Source organism: Streptomyces sp. NPDC043812 (genome assembly GCF_056436245.1).
Genome location: NZ_JBWKCY010000002.1, coordinates 143,971 through 168,194, shown reverse-complemented (window position 1 = coordinate 168,194; position 24,224 = coordinate 143,971). Strand labels below are relative to the sequence as shown.

Below are 24,224 nucleotides of genomic sequence, written 5' to 3'. Positions count from 1 at the left end.
GCCCGGCCCCTTCCCGCGGTTTCTGACGGACCGTTAGATTTTACGGTCAGGCGGACAGCAGAGCACAAGCCCCAGGAGGACCCATGTCCCTGCCGGCCGAGTTCCACGACATCGCCAAGCGCGTGAACAACTGGGGGCGATGGGGTCAGGACGACGAGACCGGGACGCTGAACCTGATCACCGAGGAGGTGGTGCGAGAAGCTGCCGGCACCGTCCTCACCGGGCGCCGCATCCCCCTCGCGCTCCCCCTCCACCAGGACGGCGTGCAGACCGGGATGATCCCCGGCCGCGTCAACCCCCTGCACTCCATGGTGCAGATCAACCAGGAGCTCTTCGGGCCCGGCACCGTCGCGACCAGCGACGACATCGTGACGATGGGCCTGCAGTCGGCGACGCACTGGGACGCGCTGACCCACGCCTCCCACTCGGGGCGCATCTTCAACGGGCGTCCGGCCGACTCGATCACACCGCACACCCGCGCCCGGTTCAGCGGTATCGACAAGGCGCCGCCGGTCGTTTCACGCGGCGTGCTGCTGGACGTGGCCCGAGCGAAGGGCCTGGACCGGCTGCCGGGCGATCACGCGGTCACACCCGAGGACCTGGACGAAGCAGCCGAGTTCGGCGGGGTCACGGTCCGGGCCGGGGACATCGTGCTCGTACGGACGGGCCAGATGCAGGTGCTCCTCGGCGGGGACCGGCACGGCTACGGGTATCCCTCACCGGGCCTTTCGGTCCGCACTCCCGAGTGGTTCCACGCCCGCGATGTCGCGGCCGTCGCGAACGACACACTCACCTTCGAGATCTTCCCGCCGGAGATCGAGAATCTGTGGCTGCCCGTGCATGCGCTCCACCTCGTGGAGATGGGCATGCTCCAGGGCCAGAACTGGAACCTGGAGGAACTGTCCGAGGCCTGTGCGCAGGAGGGGCGCCACGCGTTCCTGCTGTGCGCGATGCCGGAACCGTTCGTCGGCGGGACGGGCACACCCGTGGCGCCGGTGGCCGTCCTCTAAGCACTGTCCGGGCGATCTTGTCGGGTCCGCGACGCCGGCTACGGCGTCACGCGCCGCGGGCCGTCGCACGGAGGCCGACGCACTGCTCGATGCCGTACGCCGTCGGCTCGTACACCGGCGTCGCCGCGGGGCGGGGACATCGGTCCACCTCGCACCAGATGGACTTGCCCCGGCCCTCGGCCCGCCAGCCCCATCGGTCGGCGAGCCCGTCGACGAGTTCCAGACCACGACCGTTCGTGTCTTCGCCCTCCGCACGCCGGGGGCGGGGCGGGCAGGTGCTGGCGTCGGCGACCTCGACCCGGACGGTGCCCGCCTCGGCGGGTCCTGCGCCGAACAGCATCCTCAGCACTGCGGGACAGCCGGTGTGCACCACGGCGTTGGTGACGAGCTCCGAGATCAGCAGGATCAGCGTCTCGGCCAGCGGTTCGTCGTCCCTCATGCCCGATCCGACCAGACGGGAACGGGCCCATCTGCGCGCCCGCCCCACCTCCGCAGGGTCGGGTCCGACCTCCAACTGCACCAGAAGCACCTGCACCGCTCACACCATCCGAACCGGCGGACACATCGCCTTGCGCCTCGCAGCCTTCACGGAACGTGATTTCCTTGCAGGACAGCATGGTTGACGTACAGTCACCGCAACAAGCGCTTCGGGCATATTCCAGCGGGAAGGAGTACGCATGGTGCATACTGTGCGACGCACCTCGCAGGGAGTCGAACACAGGCTCGGAGGCCGTGTCCTTACCGGCCGATCAGCGCGCATCGAAGGGTCGGAGGCAGCCGGACCGGCCGCGCCGTGGGACCTCGTCCTCGCAGCGACTCGCATCTGACGGAGCGTACCGGAGCAGGGTGTCGACTCCGGGCCGTGACGAGACGCCCGAAGGACACAACCCGATATCAACAGACGGTGACGCTTCAGAGTGCCCAGGCCAATGCCTCAGCCTGCATCTCCTCCGCCTCGGCCGCCGTCAGCCACATCCCGGCCCGCAGCCATGCCCGCTTGAGGTGGAGGTGGACGTCCGCCTCCCAGGTGAAGCCCATCCCGCCGAACACCTGGAGACAGTCCCGCGCACCGCTCACCGCCGCATCGTCGGCGAGGAGTTTGGCACCGGCGATCTCCACCGGGTCGGCGGTGACGGCAGCGGCGTACACGGCCGTGCGGGCCAGCTCCGTCCGTACGAGCATTCCGGCGCACAGGTGGCTCACCGCCTGGAAGGCTCCGATCGGGCGGCCGAACTGACTGCGCTCACGGGCGTATCGCACGGCCATGTCCGTCGTCCGGGCCGCGGAGCCTGCCTGTTCGGCGGCGGTGAGGAGCACGGCGACGGGATCGGGCCGCCCGCCGCGGCCGCCCGCGGTCCGGTGCAGCGGGGTCAACGGGTCGAGGGAACGCACCGGCACGGGGTCGGCGACGTCGCCGAGCACGGCGTCGGAGGCGTCCAGCCAGGGCACGAGCACGCCGTCGGACGCGGTCACGACCGTCTCGCCGGTGGCGGCACCGGGGACGGTACCGGCCGCGAGATGGGTGGCCACCAGTGGTCCCGGCAGGAGCACACGGCCCGCCTCCTCGAACACGAGCACCGCCTCCGGCAGTCCGAGGCCGACGCCGCCGTCCGCTTCGGGCAGCCGCAACGCGAAGAACCCGGCCGCTCCCAGCTCCCGCCACAGCCCGCGGTCGAGCTCCGGCGCGGACACGGCGGCGCGCAGGGCCTCGTGCCCGAAGCGCGCGGCGAGGAGTGCGCGCACCCCGGCCCGCAGGGCGCGCTGGTCGTCGGTGAGCCGGAAGTCCATCAACGCCCCTTCGGCAGGCCGAGTATCCGCTCGGCGACGATGCTGCGCTGGATCTGGGAGGTGCCGGCCGCGATCGTGTACGAGAGGGACGACAGCCGGTCCAGCGTCCAGTCGTGGGAGAGGTCGAACGCCTCGGGGCCGAGGACGTCGGCCGCCGCGTCGTACAGCTCCTGACGGGCGTGCGAGTAGCGCAGTTTGAAGACGGATCCGCCCGCACCGGGGACGCTCCCGGACGCGGACGCCTCGCTCACGTTCCACTGGATGAGCCGCCACAGCGCGGCGAACTCGGCATGCAGGCGCCCGAGCCTGCGGCGCAGCGCGGCGTCGTCCCAGCGGCCGTTGTCCTTGGCCGCGCGGGCGAGTTCGGCGAGGGTGCGGCGGCAGGCGACGACCTCGCCGGCGAAGGCGGTGCCGCGCTCGAAGGAGAGCGTGACCTGGGTGACGCGCCAGCCGTCGTTCTCGGCACCGACCCGGTTCGCGACGGGGACCCGCACCTCGTCGAGGAAGACCTCGGCGAACTCGGCCGATCCCGCAAGGGTGCGCAGCGGCCGCACCGTGATGCCGGGCGCGTCCATGGGCAGGGCGAGCCAGCTGATGCCGCGGTGCTTCGGGGCGTCCGGGTCGGTGCGGACGAGCAGTTCGCACCAGTCGGCGACCTCCGCGTGCGACGTCCAGATCTTCGATCCGGTGACGACGTACGCGTCCCCGTCGCGCACGGCCCGGGTGCGCAGCGCGGCGAGGTCGGAGCCGGCGTCCGGTTCGCTGAAGCCCTGGCACCAGATCTCGTCGCCCCGCAGGATCGGCGGCAGCCAGCGCGCGCGCTGTTCCTCGGTGCCCTCGGCGGCGATCGTCGGGCCCGCATGCAGCAGCCCGACGAAGTTCGCCCCGACGTAGGGGGCACCGGCCCGCTCCGTCTCCTCCAGGTAGATCAGCCGCAGGGTCGGGGAGGCGCTCCACTGCACCTCGGCGTATCCGGCGTCGTACAGCGCCCGCTGCCATGCGCTGTCGCGGGCGCGCCTGCCGGGCCAGTCGTCCGGTGACGGTCTCGGCGGCAGCTTGGGGAGCACGACCGCCAGCCATTCGCGCAGCCGTGCCCGGAAGCCCTCCTCGTCGGCCGTGTACGTGAGATCCATCAGACCAGGTCCAGGCCCAGCATCCGGATCGCGTTGCCGCGCATGAGTTTGTGGACCGTCTCGTCGTCGAGGTCCTTCACGTGGTCGAGCGCGACCTCCTTGGTGTGCGGGAAGGTCGAGTCGACGTGCGGATAGTCGGTCTCGAAGGTGGCGTTGTCGCGGCCGACGACGTCGAGCGAGGCGACACCGTGCTTGTCGCGGAAGAAGCAGCAGAAGATCTGCCGGTAGTAGTAGCTGGAGGGCGGCTCGGGAATCAGGTCGCGCACGCCGCCCCAGGCGCGGTGTTCCTCCCACACGTCGTCGGCGCGTTCCAGTGCGTACGGGATCCAGCCCATCTGGCCCTCGCTGTAGGCCAGTTTGAGGCGGGGGAACTTCACCAGCACGCCGCTGAAGAGGAAGTCCATCATCGAGGCCATCGCGTTGTTGAAGCTGAGCGACGCCTGGACGGCGGGTGGGGCGTCGGGCGAGGCGGCGGGCATCTGGGAGCTGGACCCGATGTGCATGTTGACGACCGTGCCGGTCTCCTGGCAGACGGCGAAGAACGGGTCCCAGTAGCCGGAGTGGATGGACGGCAGTCCGAGGTGCGTGGGGATCTCGGAGAAGGTGACGGCCTTGACGCCGCGTGCCGCGTTGCGCCGGATCTCGGCGACGGCGAGGCCGATGTCCCAGAGGGGAATGATGCACAGCGGGATGAGCCGGCCGCCGCTGTCGCCGCACCACTCCTCGACCATCCAGTCGTTGTAGGCCCGTACGCAGGCGAGGGCGACCTCCTTGTCATGGGCCTCGGCGAAGGTCTGGCCGCAGAAGCGCGGGAAGGTGGGGAAGCAGAGCGAGGCCTCGACGTGATTGAGGTCCATGTCCTTGAGGCGTTCGGCCGGGTCCCAGCAGCCGGGGCGCATCTCGGCGCGGGTGATGCCCTCGAGGGTCATGTCGTCGCGGTCGAAGCCGACGGCGGCGATGTTCCGTTTGTACGGGAACTGCAGGTCCTCGTAGATCCACCAGTCCGCGGGCGGTCCGTCCGGGTCCATCGTGATCCGGTACTTCCCGCCGACGTAGGCGAGCTCGCCGATCCCGGTGGTCAGCGGCTGCGGGCCGCGGTCGCGGTACTTGGCCGGGAGCCAGGTCCGGAAGAGGTGCGCCGGCTCGATCACATGGTCGTCGACGCTCACGATCCGGGGCAGTTCCTTGTCCATCGAGGCCTCCGCTGCCGATGACTCCACAGGTGTCTGACGGGTCGTCAGATCTCAGGCTAGTCCCGCACCCCTGGACCGACAAGGCGGCGGGCTCTACGATCTGACAGTCCGTCAGTTACGGAGGTCCGGCGATGGCGACGGAAGCTGCGAACGAGACCGCACACGCACTCGGGGAGTCACGCACGCTCTGGGAACTCGTCACCCGGCGCGCCGCGCTCACCCCGGGCCGCCCCGTTCTGCTCCAGGACGACCGCACCCTCACCTTCGGCGAGCTGCGCGACCGCTCCGAACGCGTCGCGGCCGGGCTGTACGCGCAGGGCGTGCGGCCCGGCACAGTCGTCGCCTGGCAGCTGCCCACCCGGATCGAGACCGTGCTGCTCTCCGTGGCGCTCGCCCGGCTCGGCGCCGTGCAGTCCCCGGTCATCCCCTTCTACCGGGACCGCGAGGTCGGCTTCGCGCTGCGCGAGTCCAAGGCCGAGCACTTCGCCGTACCGGGCGAATGGCGGGGCTTCGACCATCGGGCGATGGCGGAACGGCTGGGAACGCGCGGCGTCTTCGACGCGTACGACACCCTCCCCGACGCGGACCCCTCGGCGCTGCCCCCACCACCGTCCGAGGGCACGGACGTGCGCTGGATCTACTGGACCTCGGGCACCACGTCCGACCCCAAGGGCGTGCTGCACACGGACCGTTCCCTGATCGCGGGCGGCTCGTGCCTGGCCCACGCGCTGCGGCTGACGGCGGACGACGTCGGCTCGATCGCCTTCCCCTTCGCGCACATCGGCGGCCCCGACTACCTGGTGATGCTGCTGCTGTACGGATTCCCCGCCGTGCTCTTCGAGAAGTTCACCCTGCCCGACGCGCTGGCGGAGTACCGCAGACACGGGGTGACCACGGCGGGCGGCTCCACCGCCTTCTACTCGATGTTCCTCGCCGAACAGCGCAAACAGCCCGGCGAGAAGCTGATCCCCACACTGCGGCTGCTCGCGGGCGGCGGCGCGCCCAAGCCGCCCGAGCTCTACCACGCCGTCGTCCGCGAAATGGGCTGCGCGCTCACCCACGGCTACGGCATGACCGAAGTCCCGATGATCACCATGGGCGCGCCCGACGACACCGCCGAGAACCTCGCCACCACCGAGGGCCGCCCGCCGGCCGGGATGGAGATACGGATCGTCGACGGCCAGGTCCGGCTGCGCGGCGAGGCGGTCTGCCGGGGCTACCTCGACCCGGCGGCAACGGCCGGGGCCTTCGACTCCGAGGGCTTCCTGATCACCGGCGACCTCGGGCACCTCACCGGCAGCGGCCATCTGGTCCTCACCGGACGGATCAAGGACGTCATCATCCGCAAGGGGGAGAACATCTCCGCCAAGGAGATCGAGGATCTGCTGCATCAGCATCCCGCGGTGGCAGACGCCGCGGTCGTCGGACTGCCGGACGCCGAACGCGGGGAGCGGGTCTGCGCGGTCGTCGAACGGGCGCCGGGCGCACCGGATCCCACCCTGGAGAGCATCGGCGCCCACCTGCGCGCCGCGGGCCTCTCGGTGCACAAGCTGCCGGAACAGCTGGAGGTCGTCGATGCGCTGCCTCGCAACGACGCACTGCGCAAGGTGCTCAAGTACAAGCTCAGGGAGCGCTACGCGTGACCCCGCTGCCGCCCGCCGGCGGGGCGGGCGGCCGCGGGGTCACGGGGCTGCTTGCTACTGGGGCTGCTCGGGGGTGACGTAGTACGCGGCGAAAGCCGTCAGGACCTCCTCCTCCGAGATCCGGCCGTCGCCGTCGGTGTCCAGAGCCGCCCCGGCCTGCGCCGCGATCTGCGGGTCGACGCCCAGGGCGCGCAGGACGCGCTCGGCCGCCGCCGGGGTCACCCCGGCGCCGTCCTGGTCGGCCACGGCGACGACTGCGTGCAGGAACGGCCGGGCGATCTCGCCGAACCGCTGCGGGTTGTCGCGCAGTCTCTTGACCGCGCCTGTCACGAACTCCTGGCGGCTGACTCGCTGGTCGCCGTCCACGTCGGCGATCCCGGCCATGCCCTGCCAGAACGCCTCGGCGCCGCTGTAGAGAGCCTGGCCCTTGTCGGAGCGTGCGGCGACGGAGAACTCGGCGAGGACCGAGGCCGCGGCCTTGCTGAAGTCCTCGCGGTCGATGAAGCCGTTGCCGTCCTGATCGAAAGCGGCGAAGCGGGAAGCGATCTTCCGCTCGTACTCTGCGCTGTCCATGCGGGGAGAGTACGGCCCCGGGCGCTGACGCGTGTACGTACCCGGTGAATTGCGCACTGACGACATCCGGGAGAAGGGCGGGTGACCGGCAGGAACGCACGCACGGAGGCACGGATGCACGGGGGGCGCGGAGCCGGTGATGTCCGTTATATCCTGCTTGACCGGCGCGGAGTCCTGCCTGTCGGCGCGACCGGAGAGGGGCCAGACCCTCTCGTTCGGATCTTGGCGGGCTCGATCCGAACGAAAGACCCTAGGCCGAGAGCGGGCGGGCCTCCTCGTCCGTGGCCGACACCGTGTCGGCGTAGACCTCGAAGAGGCGGCGCACGCCGAGAGCGGCCAGCACCCTGTTGACGTGCGAGCCCTCCTCGGCGCCGCGCGCGGGCAGGATCAGCCGCAGCCTGCCCTGGCAGGACCGCATCAGCCGGCGGGCGGCGACGAGCACGCCCACACCGCTCGAATCGCAGAACAGCACGTCGGAGAGGTCGAGCACGACATCGCGGTCGCCGGCCGCGACGGCGTCGTGCACCCGCTGGCGGACCACGGGAGAGGAGACGAGATCGAGCTCTCCGGACACGTGCAGCACGGTCCACGTGCCCTGCCGGGTCTCGGCCACCTTGAGCATCATCACGTACGGACCTCTCCTCGAACCGGCCGGTCCGGAGACCGGAAGCCGTCCTTCCACTGGCCACTGCCCTGCCGCCCCACCCTGAAACGCGACGGACATCACCCGGAGTTCCGCCCTCCGCGGCGTTACCATCCCGGGCGACGCCCTGGGGCGTAGTTGGGGCAAAGGGGCATGCGTAATTCATTCGGCGCACTACATTCGAAGAAGACACGGGGCGGCGAGAGCGACAGGGCAGAGCAACAGACACGGAACGCGAGGTCTGGGGGTCGCATGGCGAAGGACGCACCACCGCGCTGGGACCGCAGGATGCAGCAGCGGCTGGCGCGGGGCGAGGCCGCGGCGCTCGGGGAGCTGTACGACCGATTCGCCGCCCTCGTGCACAGCCAGGCGCACCGGGTGCTGGATGACGACGAGGCCGCCGACCAGGTCACCCGCGAGGTCTTCGGCTACATCTGGGAGAACCCCGACGCGTACGACCCCAAACAGGGCTCCATGCGCTCCTGGGTGGCGAGGCTCACCAACAACCAGGCCGTGCACCGCCTCCGCCAGAGCGAGGCAGCCGCGCTCGCGCGGGGCGGCGAGGGCACGGCGGAGGACCTGGAGCAGAAGGTGCGCCGTGCGGCGGTGGCCGCCCGCGCCGACTACATCGTGACGTCGATGCCGGCGCCGCTGCGCGCCGCGCTGGAGCTGGCGTACTTCCAGCGCAGGGACTACCGGCAGACGGCCGCGGACCTGGGCGTCACGGAGGACGAGGCGAGGCGCAGACTGCGACTGGGCCTGCAACTGCTGTCCACGGCGCACACCCGCCCGCTGGAGGGCTCGTCACCGCCCGGATACGGACGGGCGCTGTGAACGGGCCACTGGACGGCGGCGACGACGGACGCGAGCAGGAGCGGGACGAGGTGCGGGGCGTTCCGCGCATACCGTCTCCTCGGCCTGCCGCGGACAACCTCTCCCCGGAGGCGCTGCGGCCTCCGCTGCCACGCCGCCACCGGCCCCCGGCCGCGGAGGACGATGCGACCGGTCCCGCGGACCCCGTCCGTCGGGAGGCCGGCGCCGGCCCGGCGGAGCCGGAGGCCGACACGCGTACGGATGCGCAAAGGGATGCGACCGGCGAACGCCAGGACGCCGTACGGCCGCCGGACGACGGCCACCCCGCGCCGGGCACCGGCGCCCCGTCGGTGCCGACGCACAGAGTGCTCAAGTCCCTCCTCGGCGCATGGGCACTGTCCGCCTGCTCGCCCGAGGAGACCGCCGCCGTCGAGGAGCACCTCGGCGAGTGCGCGCCCTGCGCCGAGGAGGCGCTGCGGCTGCGGGACGCCGTAGGGCTGCTGCACACCGACCGCGATCTGGACCTCGACCCCCTGCTGCGGTTCCGGGTGCTGGAGAACTGCCTGGGCCGCCGGCCCGCGCGTATCCCCGTGCCCGACTGGGCCGACCCCTACGACGCCGAGACCGCACGGCTCGACGCCCTGCTGCGCGACATCGGCGACTCCGAGTGGCACGCCCCGGTACGCCTGAAGTGGTTCGAGGGCGACCGGCAGGTGAACCGCCGCACCACCGTCGCCGGTGTCATAGGGCATCTGATGGTCGTGGACGGGCTGGTAGCGAGTGCGCTCGGGCTGAACGACCCGCTCGGTCCTTCGGCTCCGGCGCCGCCCACCGCGCGGACCGAGACGTTCTGGAGCGCCGCCGATCGTCCGCCGACCCACACCATCCGCGAACCATGGCGCGACCAGAGCCACACACTCATCCGCACGGTGTCGTTCGCGGGCCGTGGCGTCGCCGAACTGTCCGTCTCGTACGGGGCGTTCTCCCTGCCGCTGCGCGACTCGCTGCTCGACCGCGCCTTCGAGTGCTGGATCCACGCCGACGACATCGCCGACGCAGTCGACTATCCGTACGCGCCGCCCAGCGGCGCCCATCTGAACCGGATGATCGACCTTGCGGCGCGACTGCTGCCCGCCGCGCTCGCGGAACGCCGTCGCGCGGGGCTCGCCGGGCCCGCACGGAACCTGGTGGCGGCGGGCGCACCGGGGCGTTCGCTGCATCTGGAGGTCGAGGGGAGCGGCGGCGGCAGCTGGTACATCGCCCTGGACTCCCCCGCCGCGGTCGGCTCCGCCGATCTGTCGATCGCCCAAGTGGCGCTCGATGGAGTCGAGTTCTGCAAACTCGTCGCCGGACATGTGTCGCCGGAGGAGGCCGCGGCCGGTCAGGACGGCGACCGGGACGCGATCCGGGACGTGCTCTTCGCGGCGGCCGCGCTCAGCCGTCTGTGAGGACGGCCGGCGGCCGGAACTCCCGCACTGGCGCGGCGCCCGTGCGGTGCCGTTCCGCGGTTCGGGGGTCAGCGTTCGCCGCCCACGCTGATGTTCGGGTCGCCGTCCGCGCCGTGCGGCTTCAGCTCGATCTGGATCGTGTGCGTACGTTCGCTGCCCCGCGTACCGCCCCCGCCCGCCGTGAGCACCCCGATCCGCAGCTCCGCGCTGCCGCTGCCCTCCCGTCTGACCTGCACCCCGAACTCGAGATGCACGCTCTCCACACGGAACCGCAGATCGCGGCCCTCCGCCGCGTGCTGGGCCCGTTCGAGCTCGTCACGGACCTGCCCGATCACCTCGGCCAGACCCGCAACCGCGGTTTCGTCACGCTCGGCCATCGCGCCCCCCGTCTCCCGTAGTTATCGTTGAGCAGTATGAGCGAGCTGTATCGCACATCCAACTCTCCGTCACACGAAGAGAGTTGGCGAGTATGCCTGCTCCGCACCCGGGACCGGGCAGGCCGGCCGCTCGGCGCCGGGGTGCTGCTCCCCGGAGGGCTGGTGCTCACCTGCGCGCACACCGTCCTGTCCCGCCCCGGCCCCTCGGGCGTCCGCGTCCCGCTGGACACCGTGTACGTCGACGTGCCGCGCAGCGCGCGGTCCGGTGGTGCCCTCGAGCCGCTGCGCGCACGGCTGCTGCACGAATATCTCGTGCCGCCCACCGCGCAGTTCAGTGGTGATCTGGCGCTGCTCAAACTGGACCACGAACCTGCCGTGCCACCCGCCGTGCTGCACCGCCAGATCCCGGCGCGCGGCGAGCACGTGCACTTCACGGGCTACCCCGAGGATCTGCCCGGCGGCGAGCATCTGGACGCCAGGCTGATGGGGCGCGGCGGCCCCGCGCCGAAGCCGGAGTGGGTGCAGCTCGACACCCAGGGATCGCCGTACGTGGTACGGCACGGCTACAGCGGCTGCGGGGTCGTGCACAGCCGTTCCCGCCGGGTGATCGGCATCGTGGCGCACCAGTTCGGCACTCCGCAGGCGCGGGTGCGCCGGGACCACGCGTACATGATCCCGACGGAGACGGTGCTCAAGCATCTGCCGCTGGAGCGGCTGGGGCTGGTGATCAGGGGATCGCGGGCCGTGTCGCACGACATCGCCGTGGCACACGACCGGACGGTGTCGGGCCGGGTGCCGGGGCTGCACCGGCGGCTGACGCGCTGGCTGGACGGCGCGCCGGACACGGACCCGGTGGAGCCCGCGTTCGCCGGTGAGGGCGAGCACGAACTGCTGCACACCATCCGGACGGTGCTGACACTCGCCGACCGCGAACAGAGCCCGCCGGGCCCGCCGCGCCCGTCCGCCACGGCCGCGTCGGCGGAAGAACCGCAGGTCGGCAGCATCGACTTCGCGGTCGACGCCACGAACCGCACGGCGGCGGAGCTGGCGCTCCAGGCGGCGGACCGGATCGGTCTGGACGTCCCCGAGCCGGAGCTCGCACCTGAGCCGGACCCCGGGCCGGACCCCGGGCCGGACCCGGGGCAGGAACCGGGCGCGGACTCGGCAGGCGCAACCGCACCCGGCGGCGCATCAGCGTCCCCGTCGCCGTCGCTCCGGGCAGCCGGCCCGCACGCCCTCGTCCTGCAGCGCATCGCCGACGAGAGCACCCCGCTGAGCGCCGCGTTCCTCTCCATCGACCGTTCCGCCTCACCCGACGCCGAGATCGTGGAGCTGCTGCGCGCCCTCCTCGCCGGCGGCGAAACCCGGCTCCTCCTCGTCTTCAGCGACCCGCACTCACCCCTGCTGGACCTCGTCCGCGAACAGTTGATGGAACCCGACTGGCCGGACCGCCGCGCCGAACGGCTCGCCGGCCGCGTCGGCCGCCTCGCCGAGACCGAGCGGCGCCTGCGCGCGCTCCCGGCCCGTGGCCCGGCCCCCGGCCGGGGCACGCATCCGCGCACCCGGGCGCCCCGGCTGCGCCGCGAGCTCCAGCAACTGCGGCCCGGCGGCCCGTTGTACGGCACGCCCGCCCTGCCGCACGGGCTGTTCCGGCTGGCCATCGGCATCGAGGCCGCCCTGCTGGAGGCCGAGACCGCGGAGGCGGTGCTTGCCGGGCCCATGGGACCGCGCGAGTTCGTCGTCGAGCCGCCCGGCGACGAACTGACCGATCTCCCGGTCGTCGCCGTGCGCGACCCGGACGCCCTCGTCACGCCGGGGACCCGTGCGCGGCTTTCCGCGGGCGACCTGCTGCATCAGCAGTACGAGGTGGCGGGCCCGATCGGGCAGGGCAGCCACGGCCAGGTGTATCTGGCGCGTGATCTGCTGCTGGAGATGCGGCCCGTCGCCCTCAAGGGCATCCTCGACCCGAACAGTCCGGACGCCGTGCCGGGGGCGGACCGGGAACGGCACCGGCTGGTCAGCCTCAACCACCCCTCCGTCATCCGTGTGGTCAACTACGCCCGGCACACGGCCGATTCGCAGTCGTCCTCCGCCGACTTCATCGTGATGGAGTTCGCCGACGGCGCGCCGCTCTCGTGGGTCGCGGCCAGGATCGGACAGCAGGACGCGCCGTTCGCGGGGCCGCGGGTGCGCGAGTTCATCGTGGCGTACGGGCTGCTGATCCTCGACGCATTCAGCTATCTGCACGAGCAGGAGAAGCTCGTCTACGGCGATCTGTCCCTCACCAACGTCCTGCACTGCGGCAACGGCATCAAGCTCATCGACGTCGCCGGGGTGCGGGAGCCGGGCGCGCCGGGGCCGGTCAGCCATCGGCCGCCGGAGGCCGGGACGCGGGGCGAGATGACGACGGCGAGCGACCTGTACACGGTCGGCGCGGTCCTCGGCGACATGCTCGCCAAGGACCCCGCGTCCCCGGCCGACCTCGGCACGGAGTCGCTGCAGCGGGCACTGCGCCGGGCGACGGCCGCCGATCCGCGGCTGCGGTACGCATCGGCGCGGGAGATGAGCGTGCAGCTGCGGGGCGTCCTGCGCGAACTGCGCTCGCTGCGGCTGGGCGAGGAGACGTTCCAGCCGTCGTCGCTGTTCGCCTCCCCGGCGGCGGCGCTCGACGGCCGGCTCGGCAAGGCCCCGCCGCTGGAACGCTGGCGCGCGGACGCGGACGACCGCCCCGGGCAGGGGCCGGGCGCGCAAGTGCCGGGGCCGGCCGAGGCGGCAGTGGCGCTGCCCGTCCCGGCACCGGACGAGCAGGACCCCAACTGGAAGGAACTGCGGCGCACGTCGTACGACGACCCGGCCGGCCTGCTCCAGCTCAGTGACGACTGGCTGCCCTCGCCCGAGCTGCATCTGCTGCGCTGCCGGCTCCATCTGGAGCTCGCGGGCTGGCGGCGCCGCAGCCGCAACGACGAACTGGTCACGGCGAGGATGGAACTCGACCGTGCGCGCCGGCTCCTCGGCGACCGGGCGCGGTACGACTGGCGGCTCGACTGGCACCGGGGGCTCACCGAGCTCGCGCAGGGCGCGGTGAACCGTGCGCTGAGCTGCTTCGACGCGGTGTACGGCGCGATCCCCGGGGAGTACGCGCCCAAGCTGGCGCTCGGCTACTGCCACGAGAGGCTCGCCCACGAGTGGCGCACCGGGGAGCGCACGCTCGCCCCGGAGGCCGCGGCGGCGCGCGAGGCGCACGAGGAACAGGCCATGCGTTTCTACGACGCGGTGTGGCAGCGCAACCATGCGCTGGGAGCGGCGGCGTTCGGTCTCGCCCGGATCCATCTCGCCCGGCACAGCCCGGGCCGGGCGCTGGCGTCCCTGGAGGGCGTGCCGCCGGACTCCCGGCACCGGACGGCCGCGCGCACGGCGATGGTGCGGATCCACGCGGGGGCACCGCCGACGGTGGCGTCCGCGGCGCGCGCGCTGACGGCGCTGCACCGGCTGGCCGGCCACGAGGGGCTCACCGACGGACATGCGCACGAGCGGCTGACGGCGGAGCTGCGTGAGCTGCTGCTCGAACTGGTCCTCGTGGCACGGGAGAAGGGCGCGGGCGATCCCCTCGCCGAGCTGCGGGCGATGCTTCCGGCACCGATCGAGGTCCCGGCGAACGAACGGGAATTGCGGCACCAACTGTCGGCGAGCTACCGCCGACTGGCGAAACAGGTCTCGCGCACGGACCACCCTGAGGGTGCGGCCCTGGCGGAAGCACTGCTGGACAACGCGTTCCGCACCCGCCCCCTGGGCATCCGCCATCTGGGCTCCGGTCTCGGCCGGCGCCGCCGGGCCGTCGGCACCGGGGACGGGGGCGCATGACGCCGCCGCGCGCAACGCGTGCGCTGCCCGCGATCCGGCGGGCCGGTCCCGCACAGCCCCGACGGCAGCCTTGGGAGGGCCGATGAGCGCGGAACCGGGCCCGGCCCGGGCACGGCGGGCAGGTGTCGCGCGGGCCCGGCGGTGGGGTGCGCGGGCGCGGGGGTGGGTCGCGCTCGCGCCGCCCGCGCTGTGGGGCCGGGCCACAGGACGCGGGCGGCCCGGACGGCGCCGGGCCACTGCCGCGTTCCTGCGGCGCAGGATGCTCGTGCTGCCCGCCCTGGCGCTGATCGCCCTTGCCCTGTGCGCCGCCGCCTTCGGCGATGTGCACGGGCGTTCCGAGCGGTTGCGCGATCGGTCCGTGCCCGCCCTCGTGGGGCTGGCCCAGGCCCGTACGTCCCTCGAACTGGCGCAGGCGGAAGCCGAGTCGAGGCTGCTGCGGACCGGCTCCGAGGGGCTCGTCGAGCTCGGGGACAAGTACCGCTCGCACCTCACCGAGGCCTCCCAGAGCCTGACCCGGGTCGCCCAGACGCGCGCCCTGGACAAGGGGCAGGAGCAGGAACTGCGGGTCGTGTCCGGGCTCGTGGTCGCCTACGGGGACAAGATCGCCTGGGCGGACCGCAATCGCACCAGCACCCTGTTGCGCGAGGCGGGTGTCGAGTACGCGGCGGGGATGCTGCGCAGCCCCTCGTCCGGGAACAGCGAGGCGGATCCCGTCGCCGTCCTCGACCGCATCGAGCGGATCGAGAGCGAGCTGCTCGCGCACAACCGGGATCTGACGGCCTGGAGCTCGCTCACCCTGACCGCCGTTGCGGTCGCCGCGCTCGTCACCGCCCTGTTCGTGTTCACGGTCGCCGGTACGTCCGTGTTCCTGCGGGACCGGCTGCGGCTGGTCAGCGTCCAGCTGCTCGTCTCGTCGGTGCCCGTGCTGCTGACCCCTCTCCTGCTCACGGCCGGCGGCATACAGGAGCACGGTGCGCAGCTGCGGGTGCGCGACACGGTGGCCGAGCTCACGTACATCACGGGCGGCGAGGACGTGTCCCGGCGCATCACCGCGACGTCCGACGCCGCGGCCCGCCGCATGCACGCGGCGCACGCGGAGGGCTGGTCGCTGACCGCGGGCGTCGCGGTCCCGGTGGCCGCTCTCGGCGCACTGGCGGGCGGCGTCACGCTCTATCTCTACGGCAGGCCCTACCCGGCCCGTCTTCCCCGGCGAAAGGAGACGGACGAGTGAGGCGGATCGGGCCGCTGCTGGCGGGTGTGCTGCTCACGGTGTCGGGCGTGATGGCGGGCGGGTGCTCGGCCCCGGCCGAGGACCGCACGCTGGTCGTGCTCGGGCCGTGGACGGACGGCGAGGAGAAGCCGTTCCGCAAGGCGCTCGACAGCATCGAGCGGCAGACCGGCAAGCAGTACATCTACAAGGGCACGCGTTCGTTGCGCGAGACCCTGGTCGCCCAGCTCCAGGCGGGGGCGCCGCCGGACGTCGCCGTGCTCAGCAGCCCCGGCGAGCTGGCCGAGTACGCGCGGGCCGGTCACGCGTACCCGCTGCCCGAGAAGGTGGCGGGAGCGGCGATCCCTCCGTGGGCGCCCACGGTCACCGTGCCGGGCACCGGCGACGGGGCGCGGACACGGGCGTACTGGGTGCCGGTGCGTGTCGATCTGAAGTCGCTGGTGTGGAGCCGTGCGGACGTCGCCGACGAGGAGCCCGCGTGGTGTCTGGGCATGGGCTCGGGTGCCACTTCCGGCTGGCCGGGCACGGATTGGATCGAGGACCTGCTTCTGCAGCGCCGGGGCCCGGCCGGGTACGAGGCGTGGGCCACCGGCCGGACGCCGTGGAGTGCGACCAGGAGCGTGTGGGAGGAGTGGGGCCGGCTGCTCACCGCGAACGGTCGCACGCCGGGCCCCGAGAGCCTGACGGACTCCTTCGAGGCACTGGGCAACGACAAGTACGGACTCCTGAACCGGGGCGACTGCACGCACGAGCACCAGGGCTCCTTCATCCGCCGTCACTACGCGGAGGATGTGCAGCCGCGCCCCACCGCCCGCTATCTCGACGGGGTCCGGTCCGCCGAGGAGGGCGGGGAGAACGCGTTCGAGGTGTCGGGCGACCTGGCGGCCGTGTTCAAGCCGAGCGCCGCCGCCTGGGATCTGCTCGGCCGGCTGACGTCGGGTGAGGCCCGCAGGAGCTGGGCGGACGCCGCGGCCCCCGGCGAGCGGCCGTACTTCCCCGGCGGCACCGTCGATCTCGCGCCCCCGTCACCGGCCACCCGGGCGGTGCAGCAGCTCTTCGACTCGGCACGACAGATCTGTCTGGACGCCTCGGACGCGATGCCGCCGACACTGCGGGACGCGTTCTACCGGGCCGTGCTGGAGTTCGTGGGCGACCCGAAGGATGCCCGGCTCCTGGACCGGCTGCTCAGCCGCCTGGACGCGGAACGCCTCCTGCAGCTCGAGGACGGCGCGTTCGTCCTGGACGACCTGTGCGACAACCCGGTCGCGGGGACGTCGGGAACGGGTCCGCCGTGAGGCGCGCGGTGACGCGCGAGCGGCGAGCCGTTCCGGCCGGCGGATCAGGCGAAGACGACCGTGCGCCGCCCGTTGAGCAGAATGCGGTGTTCCGCGTGCCACTTCACGGCGCGCGCCAGCGCCTGGCACTCCACGTCGCGGCCGATCGCGACGAGCTGCTCGGGGGTGACCTCGTGTCCGACGCGTTCGACCTCCTGCTCGATGATCGGGCCCTCGTCGAGGTCGGCCGTCACGTAGTGCGCGGTCGCGCCGATCAGCTTCACACCGCGGGCGTGCGCCTGGTGGTAGGGCTTGGCGCCCTTGAAGCTCGGCAGGAAGGAGTGGTGGATGTTGATGATCCGGCCGCTGAGCTGCTTGCACAGATCGTCGGAGAGCACCTGCATGTAGCGGGCGAGGACGACGAGCTCGACATCCTCCGCCTCCACGAGGTCGAGCAGCCGCGCCTCCGCCTCGGCCTTGGTGTCCTTCGTCACGGGGATGTGGTGGAAGGGGATGCCGTACGAGGTGACGAGGTCGGCGAAGTCCGTGTGGTTGGAGACGACCGCGGCGATCTCCACGGGCAGCGCGCCGATGCTGGTGCGGAACAGGAGATCGTTGAGGCAGTGGCCGAACTTGCTGACCATCAGGACGATCCGCATGGGTTCCTCGGCGAGGTGGATCTGCCAGTCCATCGCGAAGGAGTCGCCGACGGCGGCGAAGCTTGCCCGCAGCTTCTCCACGGTCACGGGGGCCTCGGCGGAGAAGTGGACGCGCATGAAGAACAGACCTGTGTCCCGGTCCCCGAACTGCTGGCTGTCCTCGATGTTGCAGCCGGTGATGAACAGGTAGCTCGACACGGCGTGCACGATGCCCTTGTTGTCCGGGCAGGAGAGCGTCAGGACGTACTGGTCGGTCATCCTCGTAGCCTGCCACACCCGGCGGGCGGGTCCGGACGGCGTCCGTCACGCGGACGCGGGCAGGGACACGGAGACGGACGGGTCCTGCGGTCAGGCGCTGCGCGTCATGATCCGCAGCACGTCCAGCGAGCGCGGCGGCTCGTCCGGGTTCTCACCGTCGTTGGACGCGAGGAGCTGGTGCGCTTCGCGCGCCGCGCGGACGGCCTCCGGCCAGCCGTGGTGCTCCATGTACGCGGAGACGGGGGCGTCCGCGCCGACCTGGTGCATGATGCGCAGCACCCGCAGCACGGCGACGTCCACGAGCGCGGCCTCGGCCGAGTCGCGGAAGATCGTCCCGACGTACTTCTCGGCGGACCAGTTGTCCAGCCAGGTGTCCTCGACCAGGCGGTAGACGGCGTCGGTCACATCGCCGTACCCCTCGCGTCCTGCCAGCCAGCACTCCTGGTGGAAGACGGGGTCGGAAAGCATGTGCAGCGCCGAGCGCACGTTGCTGCGCCAGCGCCACCAGGGCATGTCATTGAGCGGCATGCCGCCCATGGTGGAGGAGCGACGGCCGCGACGGGAAGGGGTGACCGAACCTTGCTGCACGCCTTCGATCGTACGTTCCCCTGTCGATCACCCGAACCCACCCCTGCAATTCACCTTCCGGTCACCCAGCGTTGAGCAACGCTCACTGTGCCGTTACCCGGGGGGAGGAAGTGTGCGGAGTCATGACCGGTTGGCGTCGCTTCTCCTCCCCCCGCCCCTCAAGGACAACCCGAGTCCGTGCCATCTGTACGGCAGCCGTGGCGGCCGGAGCGTCGCTGATCGCCGGCTGCGGCGTCCTCCCTGGAGACCCGGGGGGCTCCAGGGAGCCCGTCACTGTGATGACGTTCGCCCCCGTGGAGACCAAGGCCACCAACATGCCCGGCATGCCGGCCATGGCCAGGGCCTATGCACGGTGGTCCGAGGCGCGCGGCGGCATCGACGGCCACGAACTGCGCGTCCTCACCTGCAACGAGGAGAACACCCCGCAGGGCGCGGCCGTCTGCGCCCGACGGGCCGTCAAGGAGGGTGTGGCGGCGGTCGTCGGCTCCTACAGCCAGCACGGTTCGTTCATGGCGCCCCTCGAAGCCGCCGGCATTCCCTTCATCGGCGGATACGGCATCTCCGAGGAGGAGTTCAACAGTTACCTCTCCTACCCGGTCAACGGCGGCCAGCCCGCACTGCTCGCCGGCAACGGCAAGCAGCTCGCGGACGCCTGCGCCGGAGTCTCCCTCGTGCGCCCCGACAGCCTTGCCGGCGACGAGCTCTTCCAGCTGCTCAACTCGGGCCTCAAGGAAGGCCGGAAGGGCACCTCGTCCGCCGACATCCTCGCCGCCGACGACGCCACCGAATACACCGGCCAGGCCAAGGAGGCACGCGCGCGGGCGGCGAAGCCGACATGGGCGTCCCCGGCGTCCGGCGAACGGCCCGGCTGCGTCACGGCCGCGCTCGGCGACCGCACCGAGACCTTCTTCGACTCCTACCGGCGACTGCCCGAGGACGGCCGCCAGGTCAGGATCTCCTCCGTGACGGGCAGTGTCAGTCAGCCCCTCGTCGACTCCACCGGCGGCCGGAACGGTCCCTTCGAGGGCGCGTACGTCACCAGCTGGTACCCCGACGCGGCCGACCCGCGCTGGGACACCATGCGCAAGGTGATCACGGAGCACGCCTTCGGCGACAACAACATCGACCCGGCCGACGCCGGTGTGCAGACCACATGGATCGCGTACAACGTGCTGGAGCAGGTGATCCGTTCGCTCGACAGCGATGCGATCACCCCGAGCCGGCTCTCGCACGCCCTCGACCAGGGTCTCGAAGTGTCGACCAACGGACTGACCCCGAAGCTGCGCTGGGGCTACGAGAACATGCTCGGCGCGCCCGGCTACCCCCGGATCGTCAACCGCAGCGTGACCTTCCAGGTGGTGAAGGACGGCCAACTGGTCGCACAGCGCAAGGACTTCATCGACGTCGGCAAGACCCTGTCCGCCGCGTCCTGACACCTGCCCGGCCGCACGGCACGGGCCCGGGGAGTGTCCCGGGCCCTTCCGGTCTCAGAGCTGGTCGCTGCGGCGTTCGGTCAGACCGTAGGTGCGGGCGATGCCGTTCCACAGCGGCGACGCCTCGTTCTTCGCCTTCGTCGCCTCACCACTGGCCGCGTTGCCCTGCGCGGTCTGCCCCGTGACCCGGGCCTTGCCGCCCTTGCAGCCCTTCTTGCCCTTGACCTGCTGCGCCCAGGCCGCGTAGTGGTCGTCGGCCGACGCCGACGCCTGCCATGCCTTGGTCAGCGAGGCCGTCAGGGCGGCGTGGTCCGGAAGCTTGTCCACGGTCAGCCCGCCGAGCCGGGTCACCAGGCTGCGGCGCTGCGCGGCCGCGCCCTTCAGGTCGGCGGCGGCCTGGTCGAGGTTCTTGCAGGACTTGATGCTCTCCACGGAACGGATGACCGCCGCACGGCTGTTGTTGCTGTCCGCGAGCAGTTTGTCGAGCGCCTTGGCCTGCGGTTCTGCGGGATCCGCGGCCTCCTTCGAGGCGCTCTCGCTCGGGCTCGGCGCCTGGGAGTCGGCGGCGACACTCGCGTCGGGAGCCGGATCCTTGTCGTCGTCACCGCCGAACACCGCCGCGGCGACACCGAGTCCGAGCACGGCGCAGCCGATGACGAGCGCGGCGACGACGGCCGCGGTCGACCGGCGACGCGGCTCCGGCTCGTCGTCGTAGCGGTCCGACGGGTAGGACGGCTCCTGGTAGGCGGGCTGCTGCGGCGCCTGCCGGTAGCCGGGCTGCTGGGCCTCGAACCGCGGCAACTGCTGCGTGGAGTCGGCAGGCTGGACCCGGGGCTCGTCCGAACGGAACAGGCTGTCGAACTCGGCGGGCGGCTGCCGGTCCCCCGGCGTGCCCGGCCGGATCCCGAACGGCGCCCTGCCGGGCTCGGGCGGCACCGGCGCGATGTGCTGGGTGGCGTCGGCGTCACGACCGGCGCCGCTGCCCGCACCGCCGGCAGTCTGGGCGAGCGGACGGGTCCCGAGGAACGTCGTCGACTCGGAGGGCACCTCGGGCGGCAGCGCACCGGGCGGCCCGGCCGCGGGCGAACCCGCGGCCACGGGCGGAATGTACTGGGTGGCGTCGGAGGCCCCGGCGGCCGCGCCGCCCTGCGGCGGGAGCGCGTGGCCCGGAACGCCGTACGCGGGACCGGCCCCCTGCGGCGGGAGCATCTGGGTGTGGTCCTCCTGCGGCGGCAGCGGCTGGGCGCTCACGCCGGGGTGGCCGTGGCCGCCGCCCTGCGAGGGCATCTGTCCCTGCGGCACGGGGGCGGCGGGGTAGCCGTAGCCGCCCTGCTGAGCCCCCGGCTGGGGCTGCGCTCCGGGAGCGCCCACGGCACCTGGGTATCCGTAGCCGTTCGTCTGACCCTGCATCTGTCCCTGCACGGGAGCGGGCTGTCCGTAGCCGTTGTCGTGGGGCGCCGGTGCGCCGTACTGCGCGGGAGCCGCCGGGTATCCGTATCCGCCGGTCTGCTGCGGGGCGGCGGGGTGGCCGTGACCACCCTGCGGCGCCGCAGCCGCCTGCTGCTCCGGCCCCCATGGCGCACCCCAGGGCTGCCCGCCGGCCGGGGCGGCCTGTACGCCCTGGGCTCCGGGTATGAGGGGTTCACTGCCGTCGGCGGGCAGCACGACGCCTTCGTGCGCGGGCCGCGCAGCCGGAAGCCGCTGCTCGTCACCCTGTCCGCTCTGCGTCACCGGGACTCCTACACGTGGACCTACGGAATCGTCGGTTCACGCTACCGGGTGCCCGGAGCCCTCCGCACACACGTGCAGCGGCAGTAACAAGATGGGGACACAGAACGCTGTTAACAGCCGGTGCGCGCCCGGCAGAAAGCACCGCCCCGCGCCCCCGCCGCGCATCGCTCATGCCGCCGTCCGCAGTTCGAGACGCGCCGCGAACTCCCGCACCGCAGGCTCCTGGGCGTACGGCTCCAGACGCAGCTGGAGATCATCGAGATACTCCGCTCCCCGGCTGGAGCGCAGTGTGTCCAGCAGATCCACCGCCTGGGTGGCCGTGCGGCAGGCGTGTTCCACCTCACGCTGCTGGACCTGGGCCGAGGCGAGCAGCACCAGACCGATCGCACGGCGTCGCGCGCGCGACGCGGGGTGGGCGGACAGAGCGTCCTGGGCGTGCCGGGCGGCGGTGTCCGCCTCGCCCAGGTCGCGGTAGCAGTGGGCCAGCTCGTCCGCGAGATAGGCGTGATCGAAGTGGGCGATCCACGCCGGGTCGTCGCCGGCGTCCGGCTCGGCCCGCTCCAGCGCCGCCACGGCCCTGCCCGCCACCTCGTGGCAGGTGCGGGCGTCGCCGAGCAGCGCGTGCCCCCTGGCCTCGGCCGCGTGGAACATGGCCTCCACCCGCGGCGTGACCCGCCCACGCGCCCCCTCCTGCGCGGCCCGGGCGAGCTGGGCGATCTCGCGCGGGTTGCCGAGCTCGGCGGCCAGGTGGCTCATCGAGGCGGCGAGCACATAGCCGCCGTAGCCGCGGTCCCCGGCCGCCTGCGCGAGCCGCAGCGCCTGGATGTAATAGCGCTGGGCGAGGCCGGGCTGGCCGGTGTCGACGGCCATGTATCCGGCGAGCTCGGTCAGCCGGGCGACCGCCGCGAACAGCTCACGGCCGACGGCCTCCCGGTACGACCCGCCGAGCAGCCCGGACACCACGCTGTTCAGGTAGTGGACGAGCACGGGGCGGACATGCCCGCTCCCGAAGCGGTGGTCGAGCTCGGTCATGGCCGCCGTCATGGCACGCACCGCCTCGACGTCCGAGGGCCCCACCCGTGCCCCTGCCGTGCGCGCCACCTGACTGTCCGCGCCCGTGATGAGCCAGTCGCGGCTCGGTTCCACGAGGGCGGACGCGGCGACGGCGGAGCCGGAGAGGAAGTCACGGCGGCCCACGTCCGACCGCCACAGCTCGCAGACCTGCTCGATCGCACCGACGACGGTCGACGAGAACTGCAGCCCGACGCCCGTCGCCAGATTCCTGCCGTTCGACATGCCGATCTCGTCGATCGTGACCGTGCGCCCGAGCTTGCGGCCCAACGCCTCGGCGATGATGCCGGGTGCCCGGCCGCGCGGCTGCTGGCCGCGAAGCCAGCGGGCGACCGACGTCTTGTCGTAGCGCAGGTCGAGGCCCCGCTCGGTGCCGACCATGTTGACGCGCCGGGCGAGGCCGGCGTTGGAGCACCCGGCTTCCTGGATGAGCGCCTGCAACCGTTCGTTCGGCTGTCGGGCGACGAGAGGCCTGGCTGCCATGAACTACCCCCTGATGCCGCGATGATCAATGAGTTGATCACTGCCCGGCTGATATACGGAGAATGCAGAGTTGGTCGGGTTGGTTCCTTTTACTGCCGTACGGACCCCCGTTCCGGCCGGTACCGCACGCGTCCCCCGCACTGCGTACCCACCCCTGCGGGCACTGCCCCGCACGCGCCCCCGGCCGTGCACCCGTGCGCCCCGCATGCAGGATCGATGCTCCTGCGGCTCCCGCGAACGGCCCGTAACCCGAGGTTGTGGCGGTAGTTGAGTGTGTCGTGGATGAGACCATCGGAGTCACGGAAGCCGCACAGATCCCCCAACAGCGAGCCGAGCAGCCGCTGGACTACGCGGTGCGGTACGCGGAAGAGCGGCACTGGGACGTGGTCCCCGGCACCTGGCTGGAGCCTGTCGACGGCGCGGAACGCTGCTCCTGCGCCGACGCCGACTGCGCCGCGCCCGGCGCCCACCCGGCCCGGCCCGACTGGGCGAACCAGGCGACCGGCAGTGCGACGGCGGCCCGGCGGTTGTGGTCCAAGCAGCCCAGGGCCTCGATCCTGCTGCCGACCGGGCGGGCCTTCGACGCACTGGAGGTTTCCGAGTCGGCCGGCTTCCTGGCGCTGGCCAGACTGGAGCGGATGGATCTGCCTCTCGGCCCGGTGACCTGCACCCCCGACCGCCGGATGCTCTTCTTCGTCCTCCCCGGCGCCTCGGTCAAAGCCCCCGAACTCATCCGCAACCTCGGCTGGATGCCCTCGGCGATCGATCTGGTCACCCGCGGCGAGGGCCACTGGATCGCGGCGCCGCCGACCCGCATCGGCGGCCGCGGCGCCGTGCAGTGGGCTCGCCGCCCCACACCGGCGAACCGCTGGCTGCCGGACGCGGACGAGCTGATCAGCCCGCTCGCGTACGCATGCGGCAGGGAGGCCGCTGCTGCCCGGTCCCGGCAAGGCTGACCAGCGCATACTGCCGGATCAATCGGGCGCGCCCGGCGCGGCGCGTCCGTAGGCTGTCTCC

At 72.4% G+C, this 24,224-nt stretch carries 20 protein-coding genes; 9 read left to right on the top strand and 11 right to left on the bottom strand.

From position 1 onward, the window contains the following. The first annotated feature begins 83 nt into the window (after positions 1-83). Positions 84-1,010: a cyclase family protein gene (locus tag AC067Z_RS03420; protein WP_478787737.1), complete on the top strand. Its 927-nt coding sequence runs from the start codon at positions 84-86 to the stop codon at positions 1,008-1,010. Positions 1,011-1,056: 46 nt separating this feature from the next. On the opposite strand, the gene AC067Z_RS03415 is transcribed toward AC067Z_RS03420, so the two are convergent. The 4 genes from AC067Z_RS03415 to AC067Z_RS03400 all read right to left on the bottom strand — a co-directional run bounded on the left by AC067Z_RS03415 (position 1,057) and on the right by AC067Z_RS03400 (position 5,124). Continuing rightward, positions 1,057-1,545 carry an ATP-binding protein gene (locus AC067Z_RS03415; RefSeq protein ID WP_478787736.1) on the bottom strand — a complete coding sequence of 163 codons (489 nt, stop codon included), beginning with the start codon at positions 1,543-1,545 and terminating at the stop codon, positions 1,057-1,059. Between the two features lie 377 nt (positions 1,546-1,922). Continuing rightward, positions 1,923-2,798: an acyl-CoA dehydrogenase family protein gene (locus tag AC067Z_RS03410; RefSeq protein ID WP_478787735.1), complete on the bottom strand. Its 876-nt coding sequence runs from the start codon at positions 2,796-2,798 to the stop codon at positions 1,923-1,925. Then, positions 2,798-3,931, bottom strand: a complete 1,134-nt coding sequence (locus tag AC067Z_RS03405) for an acyl-CoA dehydrogenase family protein (protein WP_478787734.1) — start codon at positions 3,929-3,931, stop codon at positions 2,798-2,800. The genes AC067Z_RS03410 and AC067Z_RS03405 overlap by 1 nt, the downstream gene beginning before the upstream one ends. Next, positions 3,931-5,124, bottom strand: coding sequence for an amidohydrolase family protein (locus AC067Z_RS03400; RefSeq protein ID WP_478787733.1), 1,194 nt, complete (start codon positions 5,122-5,124; stop codon positions 3,931-3,933). Before AC067Z_RS03400 ends, AC067Z_RS03405 begins: the two co-directional genes overlap by 1 nt. A gap of 131 nt (positions 5,125-5,255) precedes the next feature. Between AC067Z_RS03400 and AC067Z_RS03395 the strand changes: the two genes are divergently transcribed. Then, positions 5,256-6,767, top strand: a complete 1,512-nt coding sequence (locus tag AC067Z_RS03395) for a class I adenylate-forming enzyme family protein (protein WP_478787732.1) — start codon at positions 5,256-5,258, stop codon at positions 6,765-6,767. A gap of 54 nt (positions 6,768-6,821) precedes the next feature. Here the strand turns inward: AC067Z_RS03395 and AC067Z_RS03390 are convergent, their stop codons facing one another. Both AC067Z_RS03390 and AC067Z_RS03385 read right to left on the bottom strand, forming a co-directional pair. Then, positions 6,822-7,340 carry an EF-hand domain-containing protein gene (locus AC067Z_RS03390; protein WP_478787731.1) on the bottom strand — a complete coding sequence of 173 codons (519 nt, stop codon included), beginning with the start codon at positions 7,338-7,340 and terminating at the stop codon, positions 6,822-6,824. 250 nt (positions 7,341-7,590) lie between these two features. Beyond that, entirely contained in the window at positions 7,591-7,965 is a 375-nt protein-coding gene (locus AC067Z_RS03385; protein WP_478788047.1) for an STAS domain-containing protein, read from the bottom strand. 270 nt (positions 7,966-8,235) lie between these two features. Here AC067Z_RS03385 and AC067Z_RS03380 point away from each other — a divergent pair, with 270 nt between their 5' ends. After that, positions 8,236-8,817, top strand: a complete 582-nt coding sequence (locus AC067Z_RS03380; protein WP_478787730.1) for a sigma-70 family RNA polymerase sigma factor — start codon at positions 8,236-8,238, stop codon at positions 8,815-8,817. 8 nt (positions 8,818-8,825) lie between these two features. Continuing rightward, positions 8,826-10,244, top strand: a complete 1,419-nt coding sequence (locus AC067Z_RS03375) for a zf-HC2 domain-containing protein (RefSeq protein WP_478788046.1) — start codon at positions 8,826-8,828, stop codon at positions 10,242-10,244. 68 nt (positions 10,245-10,312) lie between these two features. Here AC067Z_RS03375 and AC067Z_RS03370 read toward each other — a convergent pair whose 3' ends face one another. Next, positions 10,313-10,621, bottom strand: a complete 309-nt coding sequence (locus tag AC067Z_RS03370) for a trypco2 family protein (RefSeq protein WP_478787729.1) — start codon at positions 10,619-10,621, stop codon at positions 10,313-10,315. Positions 10,622-10,657: 36 nt separating this feature from the next. Here AC067Z_RS03370 and AC067Z_RS03365 point away from each other — a divergent pair, with 36 nt between their 5' ends. From AC067Z_RS03365 to AC067Z_RS03355, 3 genes are all read left to right on the top strand, one after another. Beyond that, positions 10,658-14,482 (top strand): tetratricopeptide repeat protein, encoded by a 3,825-nt coding sequence (locus AC067Z_RS03365; RefSeq protein ID WP_478787728.1) that lies wholly within the window; start codon positions 10,658-10,660, stop codon positions 14,480-14,482. Between the two features lie 82 nt (positions 14,483-14,564). Then, a complete protein-coding gene (locus tag AC067Z_RS03360) occupies positions 14,565-15,713 on the top strand; it encodes a hypothetical protein (RefSeq protein WP_478787727.1) in 1,149 nt (382 codons plus the stop codon). After that, complete coding sequence (locus AC067Z_RS03355) at positions 15,710-17,005, top strand: extracellular solute-binding protein (protein ID WP_478787726.1); 1,296 nt, start codon at positions 15,710-15,712, stop codon at positions 17,003-17,005. Before AC067Z_RS03360 ends, AC067Z_RS03355 begins: the two co-directional genes overlap by 4 nt. Positions 17,006-17,049: 44 nt before the next feature. Here the strand turns inward: AC067Z_RS03355 and purU are convergent, their stop codons facing one another. Beyond that, positions 17,050-17,901, bottom strand: coding sequence for a formyltetrahydrofolate deformylase (gene purU / locus AC067Z_RS03350; RefSeq protein WP_478787725.1), 852 nt, complete (start codon positions 17,899-17,901; stop codon positions 17,050-17,052). 90 nt (positions 17,902-17,991) lie between these two features. Next, on the bottom strand, positions 17,992-18,438 hold the full coding sequence (locus AC067Z_RS03345) for an SCO4402 family protein (protein WP_478788045.1): 447 nt from the start codon (positions 18,436-18,438) through the stop codon (positions 17,992-17,994). Between the two features lie 173 nt (positions 18,439-18,611). Here AC067Z_RS03345 and AC067Z_RS03340 point away from each other — a divergent pair, with 173 nt between their 5' ends. After that, positions 18,612-19,922 (top strand): ABC transporter substrate-binding protein, encoded by a 1,311-nt coding sequence (locus AC067Z_RS03340; protein WP_478787724.1) that lies wholly within the window; start codon positions 18,612-18,614, stop codon positions 19,920-19,922. Between the two features lie 54 nt (positions 19,923-19,976). Here the strand turns inward: AC067Z_RS03340 and AC067Z_RS03335 are convergent, their stop codons facing one another. Continuing rightward, entirely contained in the window at positions 19,977-21,653 is a 1,677-nt protein-coding gene (locus AC067Z_RS03335; protein ID WP_478787723.1) for a hypothetical protein, read from the bottom strand. Positions 21,654-21,821: 168 nt separating this feature from the next. After that, on the bottom strand, positions 21,822-23,207 hold the full coding sequence (locus tag AC067Z_RS03330) for a transcriptional regulator (RefSeq protein ID WP_478787722.1): 1,386 nt from the start codon (positions 23,205-23,207) through the stop codon (positions 21,822-21,824). A gap of 278 nt (positions 23,208-23,485) precedes the next feature. On the opposite strand from AC067Z_RS03330, the gene AC067Z_RS03325 reads away from it, so the two are divergent. Next, on the top strand, positions 23,486-24,163 hold the full coding sequence (locus AC067Z_RS03325; RefSeq protein WP_478787721.1) for a bifunctional DNA primase/polymerase: 678 nt from the start codon (positions 23,486-23,488) through the stop codon (positions 24,161-24,163). Positions 24,164-24,224 lie beyond the last annotated feature (61 nt).